The 14408-nt window shown below is 67.5% G+C and carries 14 protein-coding genes and 2 pseudogenes; 10 read left to right on the top strand and 6 right to left on the bottom strand.

Features of this window, described 5'->3' with window-relative positions; all coding sequences use genetic code 11:
• Nucleotides 1-33: 33 nt before the first annotated feature.
• A complete protein-coding gene (locus tag KS03_RS21075) occupies nt 34-1290 on the bottom strand; it encodes a cupin domain-containing protein (RefSeq protein ID WP_012734870.1) in 1257 nt (418 codons plus the stop codon).
• Between the two features lie 347 nt (nt 1291-1637).
• Between KS03_RS21075 and tatA the strand changes: the two genes are divergently transcribed.
• The 5 genes from tatA (at nt 1638) to KS03_RS21050 (ending at nt 5455) form a co-directional block, all read left to right on the top strand.
• Nucleotides 1638-1850 (top strand): Sec-independent protein translocase subunit TatA, encoded by a 213-nt coding sequence (gene tatA / locus KS03_RS21070; protein WP_012734869.1) that lies wholly within the window; start codon nt 1638-1640, stop codon nt 1848-1850.
• Nucleotides 1851-2051: 201 nt separating this feature from the next.
• Nucleotides 2052-3179 carry a bifunctional 3,4-dihydroxy-2-butanone-4-phosphate synthase/GTP cyclohydrolase II gene (gene ribBA, locus KS03_RS21065; protein WP_012734868.1) on the top strand — a complete coding sequence of 376 codons (1128 nt, stop codon included), beginning with the start codon at nt 2052-2054 and terminating at the stop codon, nt 3177-3179.
• A gap of 65 nt (nt 3180-3244) precedes the next feature.
• Nucleotides 3245-3757 carry a 6,7-dimethyl-8-ribityllumazine synthase gene (gene ribH / locus KS03_RS21060; protein WP_012734867.1) on the top strand — a complete coding sequence of 171 codons (513 nt, stop codon included), beginning with the start codon at nt 3245-3247 and terminating at the stop codon, nt 3755-3757.
• Entirely contained in the window at nt 3754-4191 is a 438-nt protein-coding gene (gene nusB / locus KS03_RS21055; protein WP_012734866.1) for a transcription antitermination factor NusB, read from the top strand. Before ribH ends, nusB begins: the two co-directional genes overlap by 4 nt.
• A gap of 52 nt (nt 4192-4243) precedes the next feature.
• On the top strand, nt 4244-5455 hold the full coding sequence (locus KS03_RS21050; RefSeq protein ID WP_012734865.1) for a pyridoxal phosphate-dependent aminotransferase: 1212 nt from the start codon (nt 4244-4246) through the stop codon (nt 5453-5455).
• A gap of 97 nt (nt 5456-5552) precedes the next feature.
• Here KS03_RS21050 and KS03_RS21045 read toward each other — a convergent pair whose 3' ends face one another.
• Nucleotides 5553-6674 carry a transglycosylase SLT domain-containing protein gene (locus KS03_RS21045; RefSeq protein WP_012734864.1) on the bottom strand — a complete coding sequence of 374 codons (1122 nt, stop codon included), beginning with the start codon at nt 6672-6674 and terminating at the stop codon, nt 5553-5555.
• A gap of 563 nt (nt 6675-7237) precedes the next feature.
• Between KS03_RS21045 and KS03_RS21040 the strand changes: the two genes are divergently transcribed.
• Nucleotides 7238-8809, top strand: coding sequence for a UbiD family decarboxylase (locus KS03_RS21040; RefSeq protein WP_012734863.1), 1572 nt, complete (start codon nt 7238-7240; stop codon nt 8807-8809).
• Between the two features lie 239 nt (nt 8810-9048).
• On the opposite strand, the gene KS03_RS21035 is transcribed toward KS03_RS21040, so the two are convergent.
• Entirely contained in the window at nt 9049-9351 is a 303-nt protein-coding gene (locus KS03_RS21035; RefSeq protein ID WP_012734862.1) for a hypothetical protein, read from the bottom strand.
• A gap of 427 nt (nt 9352-9778) precedes the next feature.
• Here KS03_RS21035 and KS03_RS21030 point away from each other — a divergent pair, with 427 nt between their 5' ends.
• Together KS03_RS21030 and KS03_RS21025 are read left to right on the top strand one after the other, a co-directional pair.
• Nucleotides 9779-10708 (top strand): Rossmann-like and DUF2520 domain-containing protein, encoded by a 930-nt coding sequence (locus KS03_RS21030; RefSeq protein WP_012734861.1) that lies wholly within the window; start codon nt 9779-9781, stop codon nt 10706-10708.
• Nucleotides 10709-10784: 76 nt separating this feature from the next.
• Entirely contained in the window at nt 10785-11348 is a 564-nt protein-coding gene (locus tag KS03_RS21025) for a YggT family protein (RefSeq protein WP_012734860.1), read from the top strand.
• Between the two features lie 86 nt (nt 11349-11434).
• On the opposite strand, the gene crcB is transcribed toward KS03_RS21025, so the two are convergent.
• Nucleotides 11435-11821 carry a fluoride efflux transporter CrcB gene (gene crcB, locus KS03_RS21020; protein WP_012734859.1) on the bottom strand — a complete coding sequence of 129 codons (387 nt, stop codon included), beginning with the start codon at nt 11819-11821 and terminating at the stop codon, nt 11435-11437.
• 560 nt (nt 11822-12381) lie between these two features.
• Nucleotides 12382-13492, bottom strand: a protein-coding gene (locus KS03_RS21015) for an IS3 family transposase (RefSeq protein WP_085962339.1) whose coding sequence is annotated in 2 segments (ribosomal slippage) — nt 12382-13240 and nt 13239-13492 — 1113 coding nt in all. Because the reading frame shifts where the segments join, the coding sequence is not laid out codon by codon here.
• Here KS03_RS21015 and KS03_RS33095 point away from each other — a divergent pair.
• Together KS03_RS33095 and KS03_RS32900 are read left to right on the top strand one after the other, a co-directional pair.
• Nucleotides 13403-13789 (top strand): integrase core domain-containing protein, encoded by a 387-nt coding sequence (locus KS03_RS33095; protein ID WP_255220023.1) that lies wholly within the window; start codon nt 13403-13405, stop codon nt 13787-13789. The genes KS03_RS21015 and KS03_RS33095 overlap by 90 nt on opposite strands.
• A gap of 54 nt (nt 13790-13843) precedes the next feature.
• Nucleotides 13844-14057: pseudogene (locus KS03_RS32900) on the top strand (IS701 family transposase); the annotation flags it as partial.
• Nucleotides 14058-14163: 106 nt separating this feature from the next.
• Here KS03_RS32900 and KS03_RS33500 read toward each other — a convergent pair.
• A pseudogene (locus KS03_RS33500) lies at nt 14164-14340 on the bottom strand (putative type VI secretion system effector); the annotation flags it as partial.
• Between the last annotated feature and the right edge of the window lie 68 nt (nt 14341-14408).

Genomic DNA, 14408 nt, shown 5'->3' with positions numbered 1-14408 from the left:
AATGCGGTGGCGCGCCGTGCGGCGGGTTCGCGCTCAGGCGATCACGTCGCGGCGGCGCTTCAGGTCGTGGATCGCGTCGAGCGTCTCGTCGTCCACGCGCAGATGCTCGCGCAGCAACTGGCGCGGCACGCCGGCCAGCCACTGCGAGAGCGTGACCTCCGCGAAGTGATCCGACTTGAAGATCTCGAGGAACATCAGGTCCTCCTTGCCGGTGTTCTTGATGTAGTGGCCCAGGTTCTTCTCGACGTAGCCGACGTCGCCGGGGCTGAAATCGACGGTCTGCGCGGCAGGCCCGGTGTTGAACACCGTCATGCGGCCGGTGCCCTTGATGAAGTACTGCCATTCGTCGTTGTCCGGGTGCCAGTGCAGCTCGCGCAGGCCGCCCGGCTTGACCGTCACGAGCGCGGCGGCCACCGTCCTCGAGACCGGGAAGTTGTGGCTGTCGACGATCCGCACCTCGCCGCCCGCGGTCGAGCGGGTCGGCGCCATCGCGCTCATGCGGAACACGAACGGATGATCGGGGCGACCGTCCGGCGAGGCCGCGTAGGCCTGGTCGGCGGCGAGCGGGCCGGCCTTGGCGCCCTGGTAGATCCACAGCTGCTCGAGCGGAATCTCCTTGAACTTCTCGGCCGGCACGCCGAAGTTCTGCGCCAGGATCTCGGGCGGCGTATGCGCGAGCCAGTCGGACAGCATCAGCGTGTTGAATTCACCGGCCGCGCCGTTGTCGAACGCCAGCACGAATTCGCCGCCGTTGTCGCCCAGCCCCTGCAGCGAATGCGGCAGGCCCGGCGGGAAATACCAGATATCGCCGCTCTGCACGTCGGCCACCTCGGCGCGGCCCTTGGTATCGATGGTGGTGATGCGCACCTGGCCGCTCACCATGATCGCCCACTCCGCCTGCTGGTGCCAGTGCAGCTCGCGCACGCCGCCCGGCCCGAGCCGCATGTTCACGCCGGCGATGTCCTTCGACACCGGGAACGCCTTGGTGGTCACCTCGCGTGCCCAGCCGCCTGCCTGGATGCGCTTGTGCGCGAGATTGAACGAGGCCCACGGGATCGGCATGCCGCCGACGTCGGTGGCGGGCGGATTGCTGAACGACGGCAGCGCGCCGCGCAGCTGCGGGCTCTGCGGCCCCGGATCGGAAATCGCGATCGGCGTCGAGTTGATGGCGCCCTGCGCCGGCATGTCGGGATTGCCGAACTCGGCCGCCTTCGCGGCGGCCGCCGCCCCCAGCGCCACGGCGCCCGCGGCCGCGCCGACCAGCACGCTACGACGTTTCAAATCGGTCATGCTCTGCTCTCCTGAATATAGCGTTTCGATGGCTCCGGCCGCCGCGCCGCTCCGGCACGCGGCGCGGAACGCCGGCGCAAGCGGCGGGGCGCGGTGCCGGCGTGGGCCGACACGTCGCGTCATGTCGTGACGGCCCACCGCGGCAGCGAAGCCCGCCATCCGCTCCGTGACGTCCATACTAGGGAGCCGCACGGCGCATGAACAATCACGATTTCTTGGCGAATGCATCAGCAGCTTTGATGCATCGCCGGCGCGATCGCGCTTAGGATCGGCGCACGCGCTGGTTCATCGGGCCGGCGCCCGACGCGCCCACCGGGTGCACTCACCAACCACGCAAGGAGCAGATCATGGGTAGCCTCAGCATCACGCACTGGCTGATCGTTCTGGCAATCGTCTCGCTCGTGTTCGGAACCACGAAGCTGCGCAGCCTCGGCTCGGATCTCGGCGGCGCCATCAAGGGCTTCAAGGCGGGCATGCAGGACGGCGAGGCGCCGGAGAGCGCCGACGCCAAGGCGGGGACGACGCGGGACGCGCGGACGGGCCGGCCGGTCTCGCAGTGAAACGGGGCTCGCGGTATCGGACAGGTGCAGGTACCGGGCGGGCAACGGACAGGCAGCGGGTGGTGCGGGCACGGCTGCGGCGCCGCAGCCCGTCCAGCCCCTCCGAGGCCTTGGCCGCCGCCCGGCGCCGCCGGATTTCCGAGGCAGCGGCGCGCGCGTGACGTAAAATAGCGCTTTTCTCCCGTCTCCCCCTTTTCTGATATGACGCTCGCCTCCACGCCCGACATCATCGCCGAGCTGAAAGCCGGCCGGATGGTGATCCTCGTCGACGAAGAAGATCGCGAAAACGAAGGCGATCTGGTCATCGCGGCCGAATTCGTCACGCCGGAAGCGATCAATTTCATGGCGCGCTACGGCCGCGGCCTGATTTGCCTGACCCTCACGCAGGAGCGCTGCAAGGCGCTGAACCTGCCGCTCATGACCTACCGCAACGGCACGCAGTACGGCACCGCGTTCACGGTCAGCATCGAGGCGGCCGAGGGGGTGACCACCGGCATCTCGGCGGCCGACCGGGCCCACACGATCGCCACGGCCGTCAAGCGCGACGCGCGCGCCGACGAGATCGTCCAGCCCGGCCACGTGTTCCCGATCATGGCGCAGCCGGGCGGCGTGCTGGTGCGCGCGGGCCACACCGAGGCCGGCTGCGACCTCACGGCGCTCGCGGGCCTCACGCCGGCGGCGGTGATCTGCGAGGTCATCAAGGACGACGGCTCGATGGCGCGCCTGCCCGACCTGATCGCGTTCAGCCAGGAACACGGCCTCAAGATCGGCACGATCGCCGACCTGATCCACTACCGCAGCCGCACCGAATCGATCGTCGAGCGCGTGGCCGAGCGCACCATGCAGACTGCGCACGGCGCGTTCCAGGCCGTGCTCTATCGCGACAAGCCCACCGGCTCGCCGCACATCGCGCTGGTGCGCGGCACGCCCACGCCCGACCGCGAAACGCCGGTGCGCGTCCACGAACCGCTCTCGGTGCTCGACCTGCTCGAAACCAGCAGCTCGACGCACTCGTGGACGCTCGACGCGGCCATGAAGGAGATCGCCGAGCGCGATCTCGGTGCGATCGTGCTGCTGAACTGCGGCGACACGAAGGAGCATCTCGTCGAGGTGTTCCGCGCGTTCGACGAGGAGGAAAAGGCCGCGGTGCTCAAGCGCCGCCCGGTCGACTTCAAGACGTTCGGCATCGGCGCGCAGATCCTGCGCGACGTCGGCGTCGGCAAGATGCAGGTCCTCGCGAACCCGCGCAAGCTCGGCAGCATGTCGGGCTGGGGGCTCGAGGCGACGGGCTTCGTGCCGATGCCGGGCGGCGCGGCCTCCGCGGCCTGACCCGCCCGGCTCTCGCCTTTTGGCTGCCGCTCCTTATTCACGCTGAATCCAACCACGGAACGAACATGGAAATCGGACAATATCAACCGAATCTCGAAGGCGAAGGCCTGCGTATCGGCATCGTGCAATCGCGCTTCAACGAGCCGGTCTGCAACGGCCTCGCGGACGCCTGCGTCGAGGAACTCGAACGCCTCGGCGTGGCCGGCGAGGACGTGCTGCTCGTGACGGTGCCCGGCGCGCTGGAAATCCCGCTCGCGCTGCAAAAGCTCGCGGAAAGCAACCAGTTCGACGCGCTGATCGCGCTCGGCGCCGTGATCCGCGGCGAAACCTATCATTTCGAACTCGTCTCGAACGAGAGCGGTGCCGGCATCTCGCGCATCGCACTCGACTTCAACACGCCCGTCGCCAACGCGGTGCTGACCACCGAGAACGACGAGCAGGCCATCGCGCGCATGACCGAAAAGGGTCGCGACGCGGCGCGCACGGCGGTGGAAATGGCCAACCTCACGATGACGCTCGACCAGCTCAACGAGGACGAGGAAGACGAGGACGAAGACGACGAAGAGGAACGCGCATGAAGAAGAGCGCACGCCGACAATCGCGCGAACTGGCGACGCAAGGCCTGTATCAGTGGCTGCTGTCGAACGCGTCCACCGGCGAGATCGACGCGCAGTTGCGCGGCGCGCAGGGTTACGACAAGGCCGATCGTGAACTGCTGGAGACGATCCTGTACGGCGTGATCCGCGAGCACGCGGATCTCGCCGCGGTGCTCACGCCATGCCTCGACCGCCCGCTCGAGCAACTCTCGCCGGTCGAACGCGCGGTGCTGCTGATCGCCACGTTCGAGCTGAAGCACCAGATCGAGACGCCGTACCGCGTCGTGATCAACGAGGCGGTCGAGCTGACCAAGACCTTCGGCGGCTCAGACGGCTACAAGTACGTCAACGGCGTGGCAGACAAGCTGGCCCTCAAGCTGCGCCCCGACGAGGCCGCCGCCCGCCGCAACGCGTGACCCGCGCGGGCGCCGCGCGGCGCCCGCGCCTCATCTCTTTCCGGTCCCGGACATGAATACTGCCGCCGAATCGCTGATCCGGCTGGCTTCGCGCATTGACGCGATCCAGCCGTTCTACGTGATGGAAGTCGTCAAGCAGGCCGCGCTGCTCGAACAGGCGGGGCGCGACGTGATCCACATGAGCATCGGCGAGCCCGATTTCACGGCCCCCGAGCCGGTGGTCGAGGCTGCCGCCGCCGCGATGCGGCGCGGCGTGACGCAATACACGAGCGCGCTCGGCATCACGCCGCTGCGCGAGGCGATCGCCGCCCACTACGCACGGGCCTACGGGCTCGCGATCGCGCCCGAGCGCGTGGTCGTCACGGCCGGCGCGTCGGCGGCGCTGCTGCTCGCCTGCCTCGCGCTGGTCGGCCGCGACGACGAGGTGCTGATGCCGGATCCGTGCTACCCGTGCAACCGGCACTTCGTGGCGGCCGCCGAAGGCCGGCCGGTGCTGGTGCCAAGCGGTCCCGAGGCGCGCTTCCAGCTCAGCGCCGCGGACGTGTCGGCGCGCTGGGGCGAACGCACGCGCGGCGTGCTGCTCGCCTCGCCGTCCAATCCCACCGGCACCTCGCTCGCGCCCGACGAATTGGGCCGCATCCTGGCCGCGGTACGCGCGCGCGGCGGCTTCGCGATCATCGACGAGATCTACCAGGGCCTCAGCTACGACGGCCCGCCCGTCTCCGCGCTGGCGCTCGACGATAACGTCATCACGGTCAACAGCTTTTCGAAGTACTTCAATATGACCGGCTGGCGGCTCGGCTGGCTGGTGGTGCCGCCAGCGCTGGTCGGCACCTTCGAGAAGCTCGCGCAGAACCTGTTCATCTGCGCGTCCGCGCTGGCCCAGCACGCGGCGCTCGCCTGCTTCGAGCCGGCCACGCTGGCCGTCTACGAGGCGCGCCGCCTCGAGTTCATGCGCCGCCGCGACTACATCGTGCCCGCGCTCGAATCGCTCGGCTTCGAGGTGCCGGTCATGCCCGACGGCGCGTTCTACGTCTACGCGCGCTGCAGCGGCGTCGCGCATCCGGCCGCGGGCGACAGCGCGAGGCTCGTCGACGCGATGCTGCAGGAAGCCGGCGTGGTGCTGGTGCCGGGCCTGGACTTCGGCCTGCACGCGCCGCGCGAGTACATCCGGTTGTCCTACGCCACCGCCCACGAACGGCTCGAGGAAGCGGTCGCCCGGCTCGGCGCGATGTTCGGCCGCGAGCCGCACGGGCCGCGCTAAGCCCCGATTCGGCCGCGCGGCCGCCAAAGAGAACAGGGCACCGAAGGTGCCCTGTTTGCCTTGCTGGTTGCCGTGGCCGCCGGAACGGCCCGGCCGCTCAGGTGCCGACTTCCGACGAACCGTCGTGCTTGGCGCCCGTATCGGCGCTCGCGTCGGACTGCGACGAGGTCTTCGCGTCGACCGGCGCGCTCGCCTTGATCGCGATCGGGTGCGCGCCGTCGAGCGTCGCCTGCACGCGCTTCTGGCCAGCGGCCGGCGCGGACGACGAGCCCGAGGCCGCGGTGGTGACCGGGGCCGGCAACTGCGGCGCGTAGATCGACACGTTGCGGCCGCGCGCGACGTCGCGCAGCCGGCCGCGCTCGGCCAGCACCTTCGCGCTGTAGCCGCCGTCGTCGGTGCCCGTCACGCCGTTGTACAGGCGCAGGCCGCCCGCCAGCGAGCCGCCGCGCGCGATGCAGTCCTTCAACACCAGTGCGCCGACCTGGATGTTGACGACCGGGCGCAGCGCCGCGTCGGTGCCGCCCGCATATTCGAACTTGTCGGAATGGATCTTCGACATCACCTGCATCAGCCCTTGCGCGCCGACCCCGCTTTCCGCATAGGGATTGAAGCCCGATTCGATCGCCATCACCGCCAGCAGCAGCATCGGATCGAGGCCGATGTCGTGACCGGTCTGGAACGCGGCCTTCACCAGCTGGCCGACCGGCTCCTGCGCGACGTGGTAGCGGCGCGCGAGATAGGTGGCGACGAGCGCCTGCTCGCGGCTCGTGAATACGCGGTCATCGCGCGCGTCGGCCGCGACGCGCTGGGCCGGGATCAGCTTCGCCAGCGTCACCGGCGACTGGCCGTTGCGGCCCGCGTCGTCGGCCGTGGCGACGTCGCCCGCGGCCGGGCCGGACGGGGCATAGGACACCGGCGAGACCGGCGAGCCGTCGGCGTCGACGTCCTCATCGGCATTGCCGGGACCGAACGCGGGCAGCGGGTGTCCGGACAGCAGCCGTGCCGGCCCCGCCTTGACGGCGGCCGACAGCACCGGCATCAGCTTTGCGGCCAGCGTGCCGCGAGCGTTCGGCAACATCCAGAGCGCGAACGCGACGACCACGGCCAGGCCGCCGACGACGCTGAAAAGATGGTGGCTGACACGCGTCCCCCGGCGCAGCACTTCACGCAGCAACTGCGCATGCCGTTCGGAGGGACGCCACGATAACCAAGCGTTCATTCAGATCTCCCATGAACATGACTCGTGCGGCTCGCTCGACTCGGTAGCGAGAAGGACGCGTGGCCGCAGAATCAGGACGTTGCTCGCCCGGATCGGGCGGCGACGTCGGAGAAACGGTATGTGTACCGTTCGGGGCCACGGCGGCTTGAGGTCAGTGCCCGGCGGGCAGACTGACGCGCGGTGGCTCCCACGCAAAAAACCAGCGTCGCGAAGGCGCTGGCTCGGACGACAACAACCGTCATGCCGTACAGGTCACGGCTAACGGCGACGCGAAGCGTCTGGAAGACCGGAGACTGGTTGTCAGCCAGGGGTCCGGCAAACAATGTGAGCGGATTCTAGGGAGGGTTTTATAGATCGTCAACACTATAAAATCGAGAAAACATAACAAAAAGTAATCATTTATTACCAGGCGGCTCGGAAAGCCGCGCAGCGTCTGGCTTTCAGGGGGGTCTACCAAATTCGCGGATCGCGCTGCCCGGAGCCACCCCGGGTAGAATCGTTGCTCGATTTCCGGCGCCCTGCGCCGCCATCGCGCCCGATGTTCGAGCGCCGGCAATACTCCGATGAAATACAAAGACTTACGCGATTTTTCCCAGCGCCTCGAAGGTCTCGGCGAGCTTCGTCGGGTCACGCAGCCCGTGTCGCCCGTGCTCGAAATGACCGAGCTTTGCGATCGGGTGCTGCGCGCCGGCGGCCCGGCCCTGCTGTTCGACGCCCCCCAGGGTTATCGGTTTCCAGTGCTCGGCAACCTGTTCGGCACGCCGCGGCGCGTGGCGCTCGGCATGGGCGTGGACGCCGACGCGGCCGACGACGCCGCGGCGCTGACTTCGCTGCGCGATATCGGCCGCCTGCTCTCGGCGCTGAAGGAGCCCGATCCGCCGAAGCGCCTGGCCGACGCCGGCAAGCTGCTCTCGCTCGCCAAGGCGGTGTGGGACATGGCGCCGAAGACGGTGTCCGCGCCGCCGTGCCAGGAGCTCGTCTGGGAAGGCGCCGACGTCGATTTGCACAAGCTGCCGATCCAGACCTGCTGGCCCGGCGACATCGGCCCGCTGCTGACCTGGGGGCTGACCGTCACGCGCGGCCCGAACAAGACGCGGCAGAACCTGGGCATCTATCGTCAGCAACTGATCGGCCGCAACAAGCTGATCATGCGCTGGCTCGCGCATCGCGGCGGCGCGCTCGATTTCCGCGAATTCGCGCTCGCCCACCCCGGCAAGCCCTACCCGGTGGCCGTGGTGCTCGGCGCCGACCCCGCCACCACGCTCGGGGCCGTCGCGCCGGTGCCCGACACGCTGTCCGAATACCAGTTCGCCGGGCTGCTGCGCGGCGCGCGCACCGAACTGGCGAAGTGCCTGACACCGGGCGTGGACGGGCTGCAGGTGCCGGCGCGCGCCGAGATCGTGCTCGAGGGCTTCATCTACCCGCAGACGGGCACGCCAGAGCCCGCGCCCGCCGGCGCGCCGCCACGGCCGGCCGGCACGCGCGGCGCCTTTGCCTACGAACATGCGCTCGAAGGCCCGTACGGCGACCACACCGGCTACTACAACGAGCAGGAGTGGTTTCCCGTGTTCACCGTCGAGCGCATCACGATGCGCCGCGACGCGATCTACCACTCGACCTATACCGGCAAGCCGCCGGACGAGCCCGCCGTGCTGGGCGTCGCGCTCAACGAGGTGTTCGTGCCGCTGCTGCAGAAGCAGTTCGCCGAGATCACCGACTTCTATCTGCCACCCGAGGGCTGCAGCTACCGGATGGCGATCGTGCAGATGAAAAAGAGCTACGCCGGTCACTCGAAGCGCGTGATGTTCGGCGTCTGGAGCTTCCTGCGGCAGTTCATGTATACGAAGTTCATCGTGGTGGTGGACGAGGACGTGAACATCCGCGACTGGAAGGAGGTGATCTGGGCGATCACCACCCGCGTCGACCCGGTGCGCGACACCGTGCTGGTCGACAACACGCCGATCGACTACCTCGATTTCGCCTCGCCGGTGGCCGGCCTCGGCTCGAAGATGGGCATCGACGCCACCAACAAATGGCCTGGCGAGACCCAGCGCGAGTGGGGCCGCCCGATCGAGATGGAAGCCAGCGTGAAGGCGCGCGTCGATACGCTCTGGAAAGAGATCGGACTCGGTTGAGCGCGATGCGGGCCGGTGCCGCGCAGCCGGCGGGCCGGTTCATCTTCGCCGGTCGGCGGGGCTGAGCCGCGTGTTCGCGGTGCACGGGGTGTCACGCGGCTACCGCTTCGGGGCGCCGCGGCGGCGCGCTTTCTAGTCCTCTGTCGCCGCCCCGGCCGCCGCTATCCCAGCCCAAAAACCAGCGGCGCGACACGGTTTCCCTTGTCGCGCCGCGACGGCGCGTGTCCGCGTGCCGGTGATTACCAGGGGCGGCCGTAGTAGCCGCGGCCGTAATAGCCGTGATGGTGCCAATACGGGCGGCCGTAGTAGCCGCCGACGACGACGGGCGGCGGCCCGTAGTAGACGGGCGCCGGCGCATAGACAACCGGCGGCGGGGGCGGCGGCGGCGGCGCGTAGACGACGGGCGGCGGCGCGGCGTAGACCGGGTAGGCCGGTGCGAGCGGCAGGCCGATGCCGACACCGATCGAAACATGGGCCTGGGCGGCGCTCGCGACCCCGAGGCCGAGCGCGGCAGCAGCAATGAGCGGAATGAGTTTTTTCACTTCGGTTCTCCTGGCGGCACTGCGTGGCCGGCCACGTGGACAGCGACGGATGCCTTGCTGTATGAGTTCAATGTAGCGAAATCCCTTCCCGCGAACCATCCGCATTTGTTGCAAATTGCAATTGCCGCGCCCCCCCGAGGCGCGCCCGGCGCGGCCTTTCACGGCGTGGAACGGCTCGCCAGGGCCGCCGGCCGGACCGCGGGCTTGCAATCGATCCAGCGAATCGGTCAGCTTTTCCGATAGCTATTCCCGAAGCCGCGATGGGACAGGTAATGATTGATTACAAATCCCGCGCGGCGCTGCCGCCGTTGCCCGGCGATTGCGTCGGATTGCGCCCCGGTTTTGCCTCGTGCCTGTGGGTATCGCATCAAATACGGGATACTGGCGGTTGATCGATTCATTCCGTGCCGTTCGCGCCATGACCGTCATGTCCCTTCCGTCCGTTCCTCGTCTCGGCTTCATCGGCGCCGGCAGGCTCGCCCACTGCCTCGCGCGCCGCTTCGCGCAGGCCGGCTTTCCCGTGGTCGCGATTGCGAGCCGCTCGCCGGCGCCCGCGCAGGCGCTCGCCGCGCGAATCGACGGCTGCGTGGCCGCCGCGAGTGCGCAGGCCGTGGTGGATGCTGCCGAACTGATCTTTTTGACCGTCTCCGACGACGGCATCGGCCCGGTGGCCGCGTCGCTGCGCTTCGATCCGGCCCGCGCGCCGACGCAGGCGCTCGTCCACTGCAGCGGCGCGTCGAGCCTGGAACTGCTGGCGCCCGCGCGCGCGCAGCAGGCGCAGACGGGTGGCTTCCACCCGCTCTACCTGTTCGGCGGCGGCGATGCCGACTTGACGCGCATCGCTGGCTGCTCGGTCACGATCGAGGCCGGCGGCACGCTGCGCCCCGTGCTCGACGCGCTTGCCGCCGCGCTCGGCTGCCATCCGCTGACGATTCCGGCCGGCGGCCGGATGCTTTACCACGCAGCCGCGAACTACGCGGCGAGCTTCGCGCTGTGCGGCCTGGCCGAAGCCGTCGCGCTGTGGCGCGAACTCGGCATGGACGAGGCCGACGCGCTGCGCGCGCTGCTGCCGATGCTGTCCGGCACTCTCGAAACCGCGCGCGACAAGGGGCTCGCCAATGCACTGGCGGGGCCGGTCTCGCGCGGTGACGCCGGCATCGTCGAGCGGCAGCTCGCGCTGCTCGACGAGCTGGGCGGCGACCACGCCGTGCTCTACGCGCTGATGACGCGCCGAGCCGTGGCGCTGGCCAGGCGCCGCACGGCACCGCCCGCCGGACTCGACGCGCTGGCCGGCGGCGTCGAGACGCTGCTCGCCGAGCACCTGGTTCGGCCTGCCCCAGCGAGCCGCGAGCCGTGATAAGGTGACGCCCGATGCAGGCCATCTTGATGCGGTGGCCGCACGCTACCCGACAGCCATACTAAGGATTTCAACGATGCTCGGCGAAATCGCCCGCTTTCTCCTCAACACCGTGTTCACGCTGTTCGGCGCCGCCCTGCTGCTGCGCGCCTGGATGCAGGCGGTGCGCGTGCCTCCCTACAACCCCGTCACGCAGGCCGTGCTGCAGGCCACCAACTGGATCGTGCTGCCGCTGCGCCGCGTGATCACCGGCACGCGCGGCATCGACTGGGCCAGCGTAGTGGCCGCGCTGCTCACCGCGTTCGTGTACGTGCTGCTGATGATGTCGCTGGCCGGTATCGACGCGCTGTCGATGCTGCCCACGCTCGTGATCGTCGCGCTGCTGACCCTCGTGAAATGGGCACTGAATCTGGTGCTGTGGATGACGATCCTGATGGCGCTGCTGTCGTGGCTCAATCCGCGCTCGCCGGCCATGGAGATCCTGTTCCCGCTGACCGCGCCGCTGCTCAATCCGCTGCGCCGCGTGCTGCCGAACCTGGGTGGCCTCGATCTCTCCCCGATCCTGCTGTTCGTGATCGTCCAGGTACTGATCATGATCGTGACGCGCACGGCGATCTCGATGACGCTGTTTACGCTCTGAACGCCCGGCGTGCCCGCGCGGCCGCCCCGGATGCGCCGCGGCGCGGCCGGGCCTCGCCCACGCGTTGCCGGCGCGCGCGGTGCGGCTCAGGCCGCTAGCAGCAACGCGCGCGCCGTCAGGATGCCGAGCAGCGTCAGCGTGAACGAGCCGATCAGATGCACGAACGCCACGGTCGCCGCCCAGCCCAGCCGCCCGTCCACCACGTGCTGCACCACCTCGGCCGAATAGGTCGAGAACGTGGTGAGGCCGCCCATGAATCCCGTGATCACGAACAGCCGCCACTCCGGCGGCAGGCCCGCCTTGGTGTTGAACACGACGATTGCCACGCCGATCAGGTAGCCGCCGATCAGATTCGAGGCGAGCGTGCCGAGCGGAAGGTGAGGCAAGACCAGATTGAGCGCGAGGCTCAGGCTCCAGCGCAGCAGCGCGCCGAGGCCGGCGCCGATGAAGATCGCGGCGATCGAGAATAGCAAGGTGGCTCCTGGGTAGACGGTGAACGGCGGCTGGACGGCGCCTGGGCGCGACCGGTGCCCGCGCGGGCACCGGTCGCGTTACTTTAGGCGCTGCGGGCCGGGTAAGGCAACGCCCGGGCCACACGCGCGAGGGCCCCGAGCGCGGCGGACGCCAGCCGTCTGGCACCGCCGGTCGTGGAATCGAATTCGGGCGCGCGACAGTTGCACGAAGCAGGCCCGACACGGTTTCGAGCGTCGATCTTGGATAAATTGCCGCAATGCCACTATGGCGGCAATCACTGATGCCGGGTGTCGACCGTCATGCCCTCCCCTCGTCAGTGCCCCTACTCTCATCTCGATCATTGCCGCGCGGCGGCCCGTGTTCTTCTACCAACGCCGCGTCTGCGGGCTGGTGCTCGGCCCGGCCGAGGTGTGGACACCCACCACCGCGCTCCAGATTTCCGCGTCGCTCGGCCTGCCCTGCCGATGTCGCTCCGGGGCACCGAGGACGGGCTACCGGTGGCGATTGATTTGTTTATGCCGGCTCGGTGAGCTGACCTGCCTGATTTCTTCGGACCGATTCAATCTTGGGGAACGGCCTCGATTGCTTCAGTTGAACAGTATCGCTGCTTAAACTCGTTGGGCGTCAGATAGGCCAGACTCGAATGCGGCCGAATGCCATTGTAGTGACGCCGCCATTGCTCAATGACGACCTTGGCCTCGAGCCGTGTCCGAAACCACTCCAGGCTCAGACATTCGTCCCTGAACTTGCCGTTGAAGCTTTCATCCGTACCGTTCTGCCATGGCTTTCCGGGATCGCTCAACGCCATCTCCATGCCGTTCCGAGCAGCCCATTTCAGAATGGCGCGTGACACGAACTCCGGGCCATTGTCCGACCGCAGGTAACGTGGCGCACCGTGCAAGCTGACCAGCCGTGACAACACTTCGATCACCCGCCCCGAGCGAATCGACCCTGCCACATCGATGGCCAGGCATTCGCGCGTGTATTCGTCGATCACCGTCAGACACTTCAACTGCTGGCCGTTGGCGCAGGCATCGAACACAAAGTCATAGGCCCAGACATGCCGAGCCGTCGTGGCAGGCTGAGGCCGCGGGCGATGCACTGATACTCGCCGGCGTGGGCGTTTGCGAGGCACTTGCAAGCCCGCGAGCCGCCACAGTCGCCAAGCCCGGTCGGCGCTCATCGGATGGCCTTGCCGATCCAGAAAAATCTGGATGCGACGGTAACCGTAGCGCGGATATTGTGCCGATAGAACACACATCGCCGCCAGCACCGGCGCATCACGCCCGGCCAGCCTCGACTTGTAATTCAGGGCCGACCTCGCGACCGACATCAGCGCGCACGCTCGCCGCTCCGACAGACCACGCGCTTTCGCGTAGGCAACCTGCTGACGGCGAGCGGGCGCGCTCACCATTTTTTGCGTTGATCTCCTTCATCACGTCGAGTTCGAGATCACGCTCGGCCAGCATCTTCTTCAATCGTGCGTTTTCCTGCTCCAACTGCTTCAGGCGCTTCACATCAGCGGCGTCCATCCCGCCGAAATGCTGACGCCAGTTGTAGATCGTCTGCTCGCTGATCCCATGCTTCTTCGCCACTTCGGCGACCGGCGCCTTGTCCGCCTCGCGCAGGATCGTGACCATCTGCTCTTCCGTAAACCGGCTCTTCTTCATGACTTCCTTTCTCCATTGGAAGCCATTCTCTCAAGTTTCAACTGGTCCGAAAATCACCGGGCAGGTCACGAGCGTTTCCACAAAACCATTCTGCAGGAGTTTTATCAGGTTGCGTTCCGCCGCAAACTGTATCTGTCGCTTGAGGAACTACAGGCCGATCTCGATACTTGGCTGGCGTATTACAACGGCGAGCGAACCCATCAGGGTAAGATGTGCTGCGGTCGCACGCTTCCGCAAACGCTCATCGCGGGCAAGGAGGTGTGGAAGGAGAAAGTGAGCCACCTGAATCTGATCTGACAGTCACGCACCGTCGGAACGGGTAACTGTCAGATCGGGTCGCGACTTCTACATCTCAAGCAGGAATTCAGCCTGGGACACTTCGAAGGGCGCGGTTGGCGTGGATTCCATCACCACGCATCGTTGTGTATTGCTGCCTACGGGTTTCTTGTTGCTCAACGCTTCGCTCAAGGCGACAGTAAAAAAACTCCACGATCCGCGATCCATTTTCCTTACCCTCGGATTACGTGCCACGCGGGTCCCCAGCGCGCGAGCGCCACGTGGCTGATTCCATCACCACACTGCGCTGGCGTATCGCTGCATACATCGCGCGTCGGCTCCTGCGATGTCCGTTTTGTTCAGCGTTCAAGAGTAACTTATTGCCACAGTAAGACTAGGCTTGTGGCGATGCCGCCTAGTCCCGCAAGTCCGACCGCAACCGCGGTCGCGCCCATCTTTACGCGATCAGTACCGGAGAAGGCAAAATCGTGATTGCAACGCGTTCTACGCAAATTGTGAATACGTCCACGAAGCAGTCTCGTCGGGGAAGTATCCGTTGCAGACGCGTTCATTTTGAGCCCTCACTCACTTGAAGTCCAGTCGATTTCGGTGCTTTTTAAAATTTCTCGTCGACTGCCTG

The organism is Burkholderia glumae LMG 2196 = ATCC 33617, assembly GCF_000960995.1.
In the GTDB taxonomy this organism is placed as follows: Bacteria; Pseudomonadota; Gammaproteobacteria; order Burkholderiales; family Burkholderiaceae; genus Burkholderia; species Burkholderia glumae.
This window is presented reverse-complemented; position numbering and strand designations above follow the sequence as displayed.